At 69.3% G+C, this 13,603-nt stretch carries 10 protein-coding genes; 7 read left to right on the top strand and 3 right to left on the bottom strand.

From position 1 onward, the window contains the following. Positions 1-79 precede the first annotated feature (79 nt). Together SK854_RS14575 and SK854_RS14570 are read left to right on the top strand one after the other, a co-directional pair. A complete protein-coding gene (locus SK854_RS14575; RefSeq protein WP_319975624.1) occupies positions 80-1,021 on the top strand; it encodes an acyl-CoA desaturase in 942 nt (313 codons plus the stop codon). A gap of 33 nt (positions 1,022-1,054) precedes the next feature. Continuing rightward, on the top strand, positions 1,055-1,654 hold the full coding sequence (locus SK854_RS14570; protein WP_319976106.1) for a TetR/AcrR family transcriptional regulator: 600 nt from the start codon (positions 1,055-1,057) through the stop codon (positions 1,652-1,654). Between the two features lie 87 nt (positions 1,655-1,741). Here the strand turns inward: SK854_RS14570 and SK854_RS14565 are convergent, their stop codons facing one another. Continuing rightward, positions 1,742-2,851 (bottom strand): PQQ-dependent sugar dehydrogenase, encoded by a 1,110-nt coding sequence (locus SK854_RS14565; RefSeq protein WP_319975623.1) that lies wholly within the window; start codon positions 2,849-2,851, stop codon positions 1,742-1,744. A 7-nt stretch (positions 2,852-2,858) separates the two neighbouring features. After that, positions 2,859-3,392 (bottom strand): DUF4291 domain-containing protein, encoded by a 534-nt coding sequence (locus SK854_RS14560; RefSeq protein ID WP_319975622.1) that lies wholly within the window; start codon positions 3,390-3,392, stop codon positions 2,859-2,861. 52 nt (positions 3,393-3,444) lie between these two features. On the opposite strand from SK854_RS14560, the gene SK854_RS14555 reads away from it, so the two are divergent. The 5 genes from SK854_RS14555 to SK854_RS14535 all read left to right on the top strand — a co-directional run bounded on the left by SK854_RS14555 (position 3,445) and on the right by SK854_RS14535 (position 12,559). Then, positions 3,445-3,762, top strand: a complete 318-nt coding sequence (locus SK854_RS14555) for a hypothetical protein (RefSeq protein ID WP_319975621.1) — start codon at positions 3,445-3,447, stop codon at positions 3,760-3,762. A gap of 169 nt (positions 3,763-3,931) precedes the next feature. After that, complete coding sequence (gene mfd / locus SK854_RS14550) at positions 3,932-7,486, top strand: transcription-repair coupling factor (protein ID WP_319975620.1); 3,555 nt, start codon at positions 3,932-3,934, stop codon at positions 7,484-7,486. A 14-nt stretch (positions 7,487-7,500) separates the two neighbouring features. Next, complete coding sequence (locus SK854_RS14545) at positions 7,501-8,442, top strand: hypothetical protein (protein WP_319975619.1); 942 nt, start codon at positions 7,501-7,503, stop codon at positions 8,440-8,442. Beyond that, positions 8,439-9,359 carry a MazG family protein gene (locus SK854_RS14540; RefSeq protein WP_319975618.1) on the top strand — a complete coding sequence of 307 codons (921 nt, stop codon included), beginning with the start codon at positions 8,439-8,441 and terminating at the stop codon, positions 9,357-9,359. The genes SK854_RS14545 and SK854_RS14540 overlap by 4 nt, the downstream gene beginning before the upstream one ends. Positions 9,360-9,388: 29 nt before the next feature. Next, a complete protein-coding gene (locus SK854_RS14535) occupies positions 9,389-12,559 on the top strand; it encodes a S41 family peptidase (RefSeq protein ID WP_319975617.1) in 3,171 nt (1,056 codons plus the stop codon). Between the two features lie 100 nt (positions 12,560-12,659). On the opposite strand, the gene SK854_RS14530 is transcribed toward SK854_RS14535, so the two are convergent. Continuing rightward, on the bottom strand, positions 12,660-12,860 hold the full coding sequence (locus SK854_RS14530) for a hypothetical protein (protein WP_319975616.1): 201 nt from the start codon (positions 12,858-12,860) through the stop codon (positions 12,660-12,662). Positions 12,861-13,603: the final 743 nt, after the last annotated feature.

The following is a 13,603-nucleotide window of genomic DNA, read 5'->3' as shown; positions in this document are numbered from 1 at the left end:
AGCAGGCGGCCCTAACCTACGCTTCCGTAAGTTACGGTCGCGTAGGTCCGTTCGCCCCCTCACCCCCAGAGGTTCGCGCATGACGACGACGATCAACCAGTCCACGGATCAGGGCCCCAAGCCGCTGTTCGGCAAACGACGAACCAACGCCGAGCAATCCGGCGTGTACGTGTTCGTCGTCGTTCCCCTCATCGCTCTCCTGGCCGCCGTCCCCTTCGCGTGGGGCTGGGGCCTCGGCTGGGTCGACGTGATCCTCTTCGTCGGCTTCTACTACCTCTCCGGCCTCGGCGTGACGACCGGCTACCACCGGTACTTCACGCACGGCTCGTTCAAGGCCAAGCGCCCGCTGAAGATCGCGCTCGCGATCGCCGGCTCGATGGCGTTGCAGGGCCCGGTGATCGACTGGGTGGCCGACCACCGCCGCCACCACGCCTTCTCCGACCGCGAGGGCGACCCGCACTCGCCGTGGCTGTTCGGCAGCGGCCCCGCGGCACTGGCCAAGGGTTTCTGGCACGCGCACATGGGCTGGCTGTTCAACCGCGACAAGACCAACCACCAGCGCTTCGCCCCGGACCTGCTGGCCGACAAGGACATCGTGTGGGTCGACAAGCACTTCGTGCTGTGGACGACGATCTCGCTGGCCGCGCCCGGCGTGCTGGGCGGCCTGCTCACGTGGTCGTTCTGGGGAGGCCTGACCGCGTTCTTCTGGGCCGGTCTGGTCCGCGTCGCGTTCCTGCACCACCTCACGTGGTCGGTGAACTCGATCTGCCACATGGTCGGCGACCGCCCGTTCGCCGCCCGCGACCGCTCCGCCAACGTCTGGGCGCTGGCGATCCTGAGCTTCGGCGAGTCGTGGCACAACCTGCACCACGCCGACCCGACCTCCGCGCGGCACGGCGTGAGGCGCGGCCAGATCGACATCTCGGCCCGTGTGATCTGGGGGTTCGAGAAACTCGGCTGGGCGACGAACGTGCGCTGGCCGAGTGAACAGCGGCTGGCCAGGATCACCGCGAAGACGTGAGCTTTGTAGGCTGACTCGATGGTCAGGGTCAGGATGACGGGCAAGGAACGCCGAGAGCAGCTCCTGGACGTCTCCCGGGCCCTGTTCGCCGAGAAGGGCTTCGACGCGACGTCGGTCGAGGAGATCGCACACCGCGCCAGCGTGTCGAAGCCCGTCGTCTACGAGCACTTCGGCGGCAAGGAAGGCATCTACGCCGTCGTCGTCGACCGCGAGATGCAGCGCCTGATGGACCAGATCATCACGGCCCTCGACGGCGGCTCGCACCCGCGTGAGCTGCTCGAACAGGCCGCCTGCGCGTTGCTCGACTACATCGAGGGCTCGACGGACGGGTTCCGCATCCTGGTGCGCGACTCGCCCGTCGCGTCGTCCTCGGGCACGTTCTCCTCGCTGCTGAACGACATCGCGTCGCAGGTCGAGCACATCCTCGGGCTGCACTTCGCCAAGCAGGGCTACGACCGCAAGCTCGCCGCGCTGTACGCGCAGGCGCTGGTCGGGATGGTCGCGCTGACCGGCCAGTGGTGGCTGGAGGCGCGCAAGCCCAAGAAGGACGAGGTGGCGGCGCACCTGGTCAACCTCGCGTGGAACGGGCTCTCCGCGATGGAGCACAAGCCCAGGCTGCGCAGCCGTTCCTGATCTGTTTCGCTGAAACGGTCCGGGCCCCCTGGAGCGATGTTCCTCGGGGTGGCCGTTCGTCGAGGGGTCGGGCGGCCATCCAGGGTCTCAGACCGTTCCGGTGAGCCTGAGCAGCTTGTCGTCCGTGCCGTTCGACGACGTGATGTAGAGCGACCCGTCTGGAGCGGTGCGGGCGGCACGCAGGCGTCCGTACTTGTCGTTCAGCTCATCGGGGATGCTCACGTTCTGCACCTTGCCGGCGGCGTCGAGCGTGAAGAGCAGCAGCTTCGAGCCCTTGAGCGCGGTGATCGCGAGCTTGCCGTTCCAGAACGCCGCCTGGCAGATCGCCTCGGTCGACGATCCCGACGACCACACCGCCGGCACCGCGTCGGGGAACCGTTGCAGGTCGGTCATCGGCACGCTCTCGTCGTACCTGTTCTGCGCACCGCCCTTGGACGGGTCCCAGCCGTAGTTGGCGCCCTTCTGCACGAGGTTGACCTCGTCGTCGACGTCCGGTCCGTGCTCGCTGGAGAAGATCTGGTCGCCGCCCGGCCGGAACACCACGCCCTGCACGTTGCGGTGCCCGTAGGAGTAGATCCGGCGCTCGTTGGCGTTCGCCGAGGTGATGAACGGGTTGCCGGCCGCGCCCTCGCCGGTCTCCGGGTCGATCCGCAGCACCTTGCCGCCGAGGCTGGTCCGGTCCTGCGGGTTGCGGGCCTGCGCGATGTCCCCGGTCGCGACGAACATCGAGCCGTCCGGCGCCAGCGTCGGCCGGCAGCCGGAGTGGCGGCCGCTGGAGTTCGACGGCATGCCGGTGAGCAGGTCCTTGGTCTTGGTGGCCTTCGCGCCGTCCAGGCGGAACGTCACCAGCCGCACGTCCTTGGACGTGTTGTGGCAAACCGTGAAGCGCTGGTCGTCGGGGTGGATCACCAGCCCCATCAGGCCGCCCTCGCCGCGCGCCTGGATGTCCTGCAGGTCGATGTCGACAGGCGTGACCTGGCCGTTCCTGACGAGCTTCATGGTGCCCGGCCGTTCGGTGACGAGCACGGAGCCGTCAGACAGGAACCCGACGTCCCAGGCGTGCTGGAAGCCGCCCGCGACCTCCTCGACCTTGAGCCCCGCCGGCGCGGGAGCCTTCGACGGCGCGTTGCCCCCGGGCTCCGGCGACGAGCACGCCGCGACGACCAGCACCAACCCAGCAGCAACGAGTGCGCGCATGTCCCAACTATGCGATTTGTGCCGTGGAGGTTCCGTAAGGCCGCTCAACGGGCAGCAACGCGCGCGCTCCGTCCAGATCGAGTGCACGGACCTTCCCGTGGATTTCACGCGCAAGGGCCGTCACGTCGGTGATGCTCGTGATCCACTCGTTGACGTACATGGCCGAGGCCTCGCGCGTCAGTCCGATCTGGATGGAGCGGTGCTCCAGCGCTTCGTGGTTCAGCCCGCGTTCGGGATCCCACTGCACCCGCACCGACGGCTTGCCCCCGATGGTGCTCTCGACCGCGTTGGAGACCGCCCAATCGAACCCCGCACGGGTGATGCGCACGGCCAGGACGCGTTCCTGGCCTTCCTTCCGGGCGTACCCGCAGCGGTACATCATCCAGAGGAACGACGGCTTGATCCACGTCATCCGCTCCGTCTTGAACGGCGGCACGAACCGTTGCGCCGCCACGGCCGGGTCGGCGATGGCGGGTGAATAGGCCTGGTAGACCACGATGGACTGATCGTCGTAGTCAGCCCTGATCTCTCTCGTTGACACGATTTCAGGATCGGGCCGCGGTCAACCGAATAGAACCGGAGGTGTGCTGGACGTGATCGTTCCCGATCACGCGACCAGGGAGACGGTCGAGCTCGTGTGGCAGGCCGTGCTGGACGGCACGCTCAACCGGGCCGCCGCCCACCGCTGGGCGGCGCGCTGGGTCGAGGCCGACGACCCGCGGGTCGACGATCCGATGGTGTGGTCGGCATTGGTGCGGGTGCACGGGTTCGGCCTGGTGTGGACGGACTCGGCGCGAACCACGGTCCGGCACGGGGGCGCAGGCGTCGAGGTGCACTCGTCGAGCGCCATCGAGGAAGCCCTCGCCACCTGGCGGGCTGCCTGCGCGAACCGCCCGGCCACCACCACGTGACGATCGTCGGGACAGGCCTGACCGCCGCGCTCCCGGAGCCGCGCTCAAGCCACCCGATAAGGGGTCGCGGAACGAGCTAAGGTGGATGGTGAGACCCCTCGTCCCAGGCAGGGGTCTGTCCGGCGTTCGCACCTCGTGCGCCATTCCGCACTCGACCGGGGTTTCTCACATGTCGCTGCTCGGCCTGCTCGATGGTGTCCTGCCCGACAAAGCCCTCCGCACGTTGATCGAATCGGCGGGTGTCCCCGAGCTGGAGCTGGACGGTCCGCTGGCCGCCCGCCCGCTCGTCACCGCCGCGCTGTCCACGGTCCGGCCGGTGCTGGCCGTCACCGCCACGGGCAGGGAAGCCGAAGAGCTGACGAACGTCCTCAAGGACCTGATCGGCCCGGGCAAGGTCGCGTTCTTCCCCAGCTGGGAGACGCTGCCGCACGAGCGCCTGAGCCCGCGCGCGGACACGGTCGGCGCGCGGCTGCAGATCCTCCGCAGGCTCAAGCATCCCGAGGGCGACCCGATCAGGGTCGTCGTCACGACGGTCCGCAGCCTCATCCAGCCGATGGCGCCGGGCCTGGGCGACCTCAAGCCCGTGCACCTGAAGGTCGGCGAGGAGCAGGACTTCGCCGAGCTGATCACGCGGCTCGCCGAGAACGCCTACAGCCGCGTCGACATGGTCGAGAAGCGCGGCGAGTACGCGACGCGCGGCGGCATCCTCGACCTCTTCCCCCCGACCGCGGAGCACCCGTTCCGCGTCGAGTTCTGGGGCGACGAGGTCAGCGAGATCCGGCCGTTCTCGGTGCAGGACCAGCGTTCGCTGCCGGTGGAGGTCACCGACTTCGTCGCGCCGCCGTGCCGTGAGCTGCTGCTGACCGACGACGTGCGGCACCGCGCGGCCGAGTTGGCCGAGGAGCACCGGTCCGACGCGCACCTCGCGGAGATGCTGGAGAAGATCTCGGGCGGCATCGCGGTCGAGGGCATGGAGGCGCTCATCCCGGCGCTGTGCCCCGGCGAGCTGCAGCTGCTCACGGACGTGGTCGAGAAGGGCACGCACGTCCTGCTCAACGACCCGGAGAAGATCCGGGCCCGCGCGGCCGACCTGGTCCGCACCGGGCAGGAGTTCCTCGAAGCGTCCTGGATGGCGGCCGCCGCCGGTGGCAAGGCGCCGATCGACCTCGGCCGCAGCGGATACCAGGGCATCGGCGAGATCTCCGAGCACGCCAAGGCGAACGACCGTCCGTGGTGGACGCTCAGCCAGCTCACCAGTGACGCCCGCGACGTCGTGCACCTCGACGTCAAGCCGGTCGAGGCCTACCAGGGCGACGTCGAGCGCGCGTTCGCGGACCTCAAGGCGCACACGGCGACGGGTGGCGCGGCCGTGCTGGTCGTGCCCGGCGCCGGTACCGCGCAGCGCGCCGTCGAACGGCTTGGGGAAGCCGAAGTCTCGGCCGTCTGCGTCGAATCCCTTGACGCGGCACCGAAAGCGGGCACCGTCACGGTCGTGCGCGGCGCGCTCGAAGACGGGTTCGTGCTGCCGGATCTCGCGCTCGTGGTGCTCACCGAGACCGACCTGACCGGTGGCCGCGGCGGCACGTCCACGAAGGACATGCGCCGGATGCCGTCCAAGCGGCGCAACGCGGTCGACCCGCTGGCGCTCAAAGCCGGCGACTTCGTGGTGCACGAGCAGCACGGCATCGGCAAGTACGTGGAGATGGTCCAGCGCACGGTCGCGGGCGCCACCCGCGAGTACCTGGTCCTCGAGTACGCCAGCAGCAAGCGCGGCCAGCCCGGCGACCGGTTGTTCGTGCCGACCGACCAGCTCGACGAGGTCAGCCGGTACGTCGGCGGCGAGCTGCCGTCGTTGAACAAGCTCGGCGGCAGCGACTGGAAGAACACGAAGTCCAAGGCGCGCAAGGCGGTCAAGCAGATCGCGGCCGAGCTGGTGCAGCTCTACGCGGCCCGGCAGAGCGCCCCCGGCCACGCGTTCGCGAGCGACACGCCCTGGCAGCGCGAGCTGGAGGACGCGTTCGCGTTCACCGAGACGCAGGACCAGATGGCCGCGATCGACGAGGTCAAGGCCGACATGGAACGGTCCGTGCCGATGGACCGCGTCATCTGCGGCGACGTCGGCTACGGCAAGACGGAGATCGCGGTCCGCGCGGCGTTCAAGGCGGTGCAGGACGGCAAGCAGGTCGTCGTGCTGGTGCCGACGACGCTGCTCGCCCAGCAGCACCTCAACACGTTCGCCGAGCGCATGCGCCAGTTCCCGGTGAACGTCAAGGGACTGAGCCGCTTCACCGACGCGCAGGAGTCCGCGCAGACCATCGCCGGTCTCGCGGACGGCGAGGTCGACATCGTGATCGGCACGCACCGGTTGCTGCAGAAGAACGTGCGGTACAAGGACCTGGGCCTCGTGATCGTCGACGAGGAGCAGCGGTTCGGTGTGGAGCACAAGGAACACATCAAGGCGCTGCGCACGCACGTCGACGTGCTGACGATGTCCGCGACGCCGATCCCGCGCACGCTGGAGATGTCGCTGGCCGGCATCCGCGAGATGTCCACGATCCTGACCCCGCCGGAGGAACGGCACCCGATCCTCACCTACGTCGGCGCGTACGACGACAAGCAGGTCGGCGCGGCCATCCGGCGCGAGCTGATGCGCGACGGCCAGGTCTTCTACGTGCACAACCGGGTCTCGACGATCGAGAAGGCCGCCAAGCGCATCCGCGAACTGGTGCCCGAGGCCAGGGTCGTGACCGGGCACGGCCAGATGAACGAGGACAAGCTCGAACACCTCATCCAGGGGTTCTGGGAACGCGAGTACGACGTGCTCGTCTGCACGACGATCGTCGAGACCGGCCTGGACATCTCCAACGCCAACACGCTGATCGTCGAGCGCGGCGACCTGCTCGGCCTGGCCCAGCTGCACCAGTTGCGCGGCCGGGTCGGCCGTGGCCGCGAGCGCGGGTACTCGTACTTCCTGTACCCGGCCGAGACCCCGCTGACCGAGCACGCGCACGACCGGCTCGCGACGATCGCGCAGAACACCGAGCTCGGCGCCGGCATGGCCGTCGCGATGAAGGACCTGGAGATCCGCGGCGCCGGCAACATCCTGGGCGCCGAGCAGTCCGGTCACATCGCGGGTGTCGGCTTCGACCTGTACATCCGGCTGGTCGGCGAGGCCGTCGAGGCGTTCCGCAAGCACGCCGGCGCCGACGGCGGCGAGATCGAGGAGGACCTCGCCGAGGTCCGCGTCGATCTCCCGGTCGACGCGCACATCCCGCACGAGTACGTGCCGGGGGAAAGGCTGCGGCTGGAGGCCTACCGCAAGATCGCGGCCGCCTCCGACGAGGCCGCGCTGACGTCCGTCTGGGACGAGCTCAAGGACCGCTACGGCACGCCTCCGGAGCCGGTCGAGCGCCTGCTCGGCGTGGCCCGCCTGCGCCACGCCTGCCGCCGCCACGGGGTCACCGAGGTGATCGCGATGGGGCAGAACCTGCGGTTCGCGAAGCTGGAACTGCTCGACTCGCAGCTGGTCAGGCTGCGGCGGCTGTTCCCCAAGGCCGTCTACAAGCAGTCCATGGGGACGGTCACCGTCCCTAGGCCGACGGAGGGAGCAGCGGGCGGCCGGATGGGTGCACCACAGCTGCGCGACCAGGAGCTGTTGAACTGGTGCGGTGCGTTCCTCGACTCACTCGCGGGGACTCCCGTGACCCCGGTCACCAAGGCGTGAGAGGGTAGATCCTCGTGAGCACTGTTCTGAAGCGTTTCTCGCTGGTCGGTGTGGCTGTGGCGCTGCTTGCCACCGGTTGCGGCACCGGGCCCGCGAAGGCCACCTCGGCCGCGATCGTCGGGGACCAGGCGATCGGTCTGCAGACCGTCCAGGACCGCACCGTGAAGGTGCTCAAGAAGGAGCCCGCGGCCCAGCAGATGCAGGACCAGGGCAAGCTCGACCAGGTCTCGAAGCTGGTGCTGGCCGACGAGATCAACCACAAGATCGCCGAGCGGGCCGGTCAGCTGGAGAACATCACGGTCGACGAGACCAAGGTGTTCGACGCGATCAAGGAGAAGGGCGGCCCCGAGGCCGCCGCCAAGCAGAGCGAGCAGGACGAGACCACGATCTACCGCCGTCAGCGCGACGTGCTGGTGATGGGTGAGCTCGCCCGCCGCAACCTCTCCACGCTCGAGGTCGTCATCGACTTCTTCCAGGTCCAGGACCCGAAGGAGGCCAAGGAGAAGGCCGCCGAGGTCACCGCGGACTCCTCGAAGATGTCGAAGTTCGTGCAGGAGGCGCCGCGCACCACCAGCGGCCAGCAGGCGTCGGCGACGAACCAGAAGGTCCGCGTCACCGAGAACCCGTCGCTGGTGCACACGATGCTGTGGGGCGTGAAGCCCGGCACCGTCGTCGCCTTCCCGGCCGACGAGCAGCAGTCCAGCTGGATGGTCGCGCTGGTCAAGGAGCGCAACAAGGTCTCGCCGACGCCCGGCGAGGAGGACCTGATCGAGCGCATCGACCCGCAGTTGCTCGCCGCCTTCGGCCTGCGGATCGCGCAGTTCCTCACCGCTGACCTGAACATCGAGGTCAACCCCCGCTACGGCGTGTGGGACCCGACCAACGCGCAGATCGTCGGCAACCCCGGCGAGCGCGCCGGCTTCGTCGGCGTGAGCTCGACCAAGAACAAGTCTTGATCACCGTCGTCGTCCTGAGCGAGCGGCTCGACGCCGTGCTGCCCGCCGCCGCCCTGCCCGCGTTGCGCACGGCCACGGCCGTCTACGCGGGCGAGGGCGTGCCGCTGGAGTTCTGGTCCTCGCTCGGGGTCGACGGCCTCGCGCCCGCCGTCGTGGAGGACGGCGCGGTGGTGATCACCACCAACGCTTCGCAGTACCCGGACGCGACCGTGATCACGACGCCGGAGCCGCTGGGTGCCGCACTGCTCGACGCGGCCGCGGTGATGCACCGGCTGCGTTCGCCGGGCGGATGTCCGTGGGACGCCGAGCAGGACCACGACTCGTTGCGCCAGTACCTCGTCGAGGAGACCTTCGAGCTGCTGGAGGCGATCGAGGACGGCGACCGCGCGTCGATGCGCGAGGAGCTCGGCGACGTGCTCCTGCAGGTGCTGTTCCACGCCCGCGTCGCCGCCGAGGACCCCGAGGACCCGTTCGACATCGACGCCGTCGCGTCCGAACTGGTCGCGAAGCTCGTCGGACGGCATCCGCACGTCTTCGAGGGCAACGACCCGGCCGTGCACGACGCGACCTCGCAGCAGCACCGCTGGGAGGAGCTCAAGCAGGCCGAGAAGCAGCGCGAGTCCAGTGTGGACGGTGTCGCGCTGGGTCAGCCGGCCGTCGCGCTGGCCGCGAAGCTGGTGCAGCGCACCAAACGCGCGGGCTTCCCCGTCGACCTGCTGCCGGAGGGTGACGACACGGGCACGACTTTGTTCGCCGTGACCGCTTTGTCCAAGCTCGCCGGTGAGGACCCGGAGACGGAGCTTCGCCAGGTCTGCCGCCGTTTCGCCGCGAACGTCCGCGAGGCGGAGGCCAAGGCACGGGCCGAAGGTCTAGATTCTCTTATGGCTGAGGACTGGCGGCGTTTTTTGCCCTCCTGAAACGGTGAGCGTGGGCTAACGTCGATCTCGTGACTTACCTTCGGTATCCGCATCTGCGCGGTGACTTGGTGACGTTCGTGGCCGAGGACGACGTGTGGCTCGCGCCCGTCGACGGAGGAAGGGCCTGGCGCGCGTCCGCTGATCAGGTACCGGCGCGCACGCCCCGGTTTTCGCCCGACGGCACGCAGTTGGCCTGGGCCAGCTGGATCGACGGCGCCCCGGAAGTGCGCGTGGCTCCTGTGGACGGTGGCCCCGCACGCCGGTTGACGCACTGGGGCGTGGCCCGGACGGCCGTGTCCGGGTGGACGCCGGACGGGCGAGTGCTCGCCGTGTCGACCACGGGCCAGATGTCGCGGCACCGCAAGCAGGCGCACGCCGTTCCCCTGGACGGCGGACCTTCCGAGGTGCTGCCGTACGGGTGGGTGAACGACGTGTCGTTCGGCCCGGACGGCCAGGTCGTCGCCTCCTCCAGCTACATGCAGGAACCGGCGTGGTGGAAGCGGTACCGCGGTGGCACGGCGGGCAAGCTCTGGGTGGACGCCGAAGGCTCCGGCGACTTCGTCCGCGTGCTGTCCGGCCTGCAGTCGTCGCTGGCGAACCCGATGTGGGTCAACGGGCGCATCGCGTTCATCTCCGACCACGACGGCGTCGGCAGCGTGTTCTCGGTGCTGCCGGACGGCACCGACCTCCAGCGCCACACCTCCGGGGAGTTCTACGCCCGCAACGCTTCCACCGACGGCTCGCGGGTGATCTTCCACCAGGCCGGTGAGCTGTGGCTGCTCGACGGGTTGTCCGAACTGCGCAAGCTCGACATCAAGCTCGGCGGTCCGCGCACCGGCCTGCAACCGCGGCACGTCAAGGCTTCCGGCAACGTCGAGTCGTTCAGCGTCGACCACACCGGCCGCGCCTCGGCCGTCGAGGTCCGCGGCTCCGTGCACTGGGTGACGCATCGCGACGGCCCCGTTCGCGTGCTGGCCGACCGCTCTGACGTCCGCGCGCGCCTGCCGAAGGTGCTCGGCGAGACCGATCACGTGGTGTGGGTGACCGACGTCGAGGGCGAGGAGGCCCTGGAGGTCGCGCCCGTCGGCGGGGTCGAGCCGGGCAACACCGCACGCCGCATCGCCTCCGGTGAGCTCGGGCGGGTCATGTCCCTGGCTGCCGCGCCGGACGGTTCGCGCGTCGCCGTCGCCACGCACGACGGCCGTTTGTTGTTGGTGGACATCGCTTCCGGTGAGATCCGTGAGGTCGTTCGCGGTGCGAACGCGCACATCACGCACCTCGCGTTCTCGCCGGACTCCGCGTGGCTCGCGTGGTCGCATCCCGGGCCGACTCCGTTGCGGCACATCAAGATGGTGAACGCGGCGGATCTGTCCGTTGTGGACGTGACGCCGCTGCGGTTCGCCGACTTCGCGCCGACTTTCACCGAGGACGGCAAGTACCTGGCGTTCCTGTCGATCCGGACGTTCGACCCGGTCTACGACGCGCACGTGTTCGACCTGTCGTTCCCGACCGGATGCCGCCCGCACCTCGTGCCGCTGGCCGCCACGACGCCGTCGCCGTTCGCCCCGATGCACGGCGGCCGCCCGGTCGGTGACGAGGACAAGGACTCCGAGGACGACGACGAGAAGGCCTCGGTCACGAAGGTCGACCTCGAAGGCCTCGCCGACCGCGTGGTGCCGGTGCCCGTCGCGGCCGCCGACTACGTGTCGTTGAAGGCGGCTCGCGGCGGTCTGCTGTGGCTGCGCCGGCCGTTGCTCGGCGTGCTGGGGGACAACCTGGCGTCGCCCGAGGCGCGCCCGCCGCGCACCGTGCTGGAGCGCTACGACTTCACCAAGCAGAAGACCGAGTGCCTGGCGGACAGCGCGGACGCGTTCGCGGTGTCCGGCGACGGCAAGCGGATGGTCGTCGAGGACCGCGGTGACCTGCGGGTGGTGCCGTCCGACAGCAAGGCCGACGAGGACTCGGCCGACTACGTGGAGATCGACCTCGCGCGCGTGCGCGTCGTCGTCGATCCCGCGCTGGAGTGGGCGCAGATGTACGCCGAGAACGGGCGGCTCATGCGCGACCACTTCTGGCGCACCGACATGGGCGGCGTCGACTGGCAGGGCGAACTGGACCGCTACCGGCCGCTGGTGGCCGAGGTGGGCAGCCACGACGACCTGGTCGACCTGCTGTGGGAGGTGCAGGGCGAACTCGGCACCTCGCACGCGTACGTCTGGGGCTCATCGCCGCACGTGCCCGCCTCGCGTCGTCAGGGACTGCTGGGCGCCGACCTGGTTCGTGACGGCGACTCATGGGTCGTCGAGCGCGTGATCCCCGGCGAGACGTCCGACCCGCACGCGCGTTCGCCGCTGTGCGCGCCTGGTGTCGCCGTGCGCGCTGGCGACGCTCTCGTGGCCGTGGACGGCCGCCCGGTCGGGTTGGCCGGGCCGGGGGCGTTGCTGGTGGGCACCGCCGGGAAGCCCGTGGAACTGACCGTGCGGCCCGGCGGTGGCGGCGAGCTGCGTCGGGTCGTGGTGGTGCCTTTGGCTGATGAGGAGCCTCTGCGCTACCACGACTGGGTCGCCAACCGTCGTGCGTTCACACACGCGCAGTCCGGTGGCCGTGTGGGCTACCTGCACGTGCCGGACATGATGGGCGCCGGCTGGGCCCAGCTGCACCGGGACCTGCGGGTCGAGCTGACTCGCGAGGCTTTGGTGCTGGACGTCCGCGAGAACGGCGGCGGGCACACCTCGCAGCTGGTCATCGAGAAGCTCGGCCGCAAGGTGATCGGCTGGTCCGTCGCGCGTGGCTACACGGCGTCCGAGTCGTACCCGCAGGACGCACCTCGTGGCCCCGTGGTGGCGGTGGCCGACGAGTACGCCGGATCGGACGGCGACATCGTCAACGTGGCCATCAAGGAACTCGGGATCGGCCCCGTCGTCGGGGTGCGCACCTGGGGCGGTGTCATCGGCATCGACATGCTGTACACGCTGGTCGACGGCACGATGGTCACCCAGCCGAGGTACGCGTCCTACTTCAAGGGCCACGGCTGGGCGGTGGAGAACTACGGTGTAGACCCGGACATCGAGGTGGTCATGACACCGTCCGACCGCGTTTCCGGCCGCGATCCACAGCTGGAGAAGGCCGTTTCGCTGGCCCTGGAAACCCTTTCATCTTCACCCGCCGCTCACGCTCCGGAGTTGCCTCCGCTGAGCTGAACACCCCATCGTGTGACTAAAGAACTGTGACGGACTGTTCCATGTGGACGATCAACCAGATGGAACAGTTCTCACCGTTCGGGGGTGTGCTGAAGATGAGTCACCGTGATGAGCCGCGCAGTGGCCGCGGGTGCTTCGGGGCCGTGGTCGTCGTGCCGTTCCTGGCACTGGGCGGCATGTTCGCGTTGATCGCCTTGACGGGGTCGCCGTCGGAGGCGCCGTTGGCTGCGCCTCCACCTGCTCGGCCCTCCACGTCCCAGTGGTGGACTGAGCCCTTCGAGACCGGGGTCTCGTTGGCCACCGTTACCGAGACCGTGATGGTGGAGGGGGCGGCTCGGGAGGTTCGGGCGGCTCGTCTGGCTACGCAGACTCGGGTTGTCGGGGCCACTGTCACCGAGACTGTTCGGGTTTCTTCCACCAAGCCTGCTGCTACCGGGCGGAATGAGCCTGACTTGCCTGAGGAGGAAGAGCCGGCTTCGCCGTCGTCTTCTGAGTCGGCTTCACCGCCTGTGGTCACGACTTCGGTGCCGTCCACCGGGTCCAGTGTGCAGCCTCCGCCGGTGGAGACGTCTGTGGAGACGCCTGTGGTTGTGCCGCCTGTTTCCACGGCTCCGCCTGTGGCTCCGCCTGGTGAGGCTCCGCCTTCCACGCCTCGGGCTGAGGAGCCTGTTCCGCCTGTTGTTTCGCCTGTTGTGCCTCCTTGTGATCGGGCCGAGCCTCCTTCGGAGGAGTCGGGTGAGGTGCCTGTGGTTTCCCCTGCTGAGGATCTGGCCACGTCCTCCGCGCCCTTGGCAGGGGTTTGAGAGAGGGGGCTGGGGCCTTCTTCCGCCTGGCCCCAGCCCTCCTCCGGTTCTGCGTCGTTTCTGCGCGTCGGTTGGGTGGGTCGTCCCCCGGTTGCGTCGGCGGGTGCGCGCTGCGAGTCCGTAGGTGGTTGGGTTGCTTGCTGGTGTGGCGGCTGATTCCTGGGGCTCCGCCCCAGACCCCGCCAATCTGATCAAAAGCCGGGGTCTACGCCGTGCGCGGGTTGATGGCACGCCTGTTGCT

The organism is Lentzea sokolovensis, assembly GCF_033949975.1.
GTDB lineage: Bacteria > Actinomycetota > Actinomycetes > Mycobacteriales > Pseudonocardiaceae > Lentzea > Lentzea sokolovensis.
Note: the sequence above shows the minus strand (reverse complement) of the source record. Positions and strands in the feature narration are given on the sequence as shown.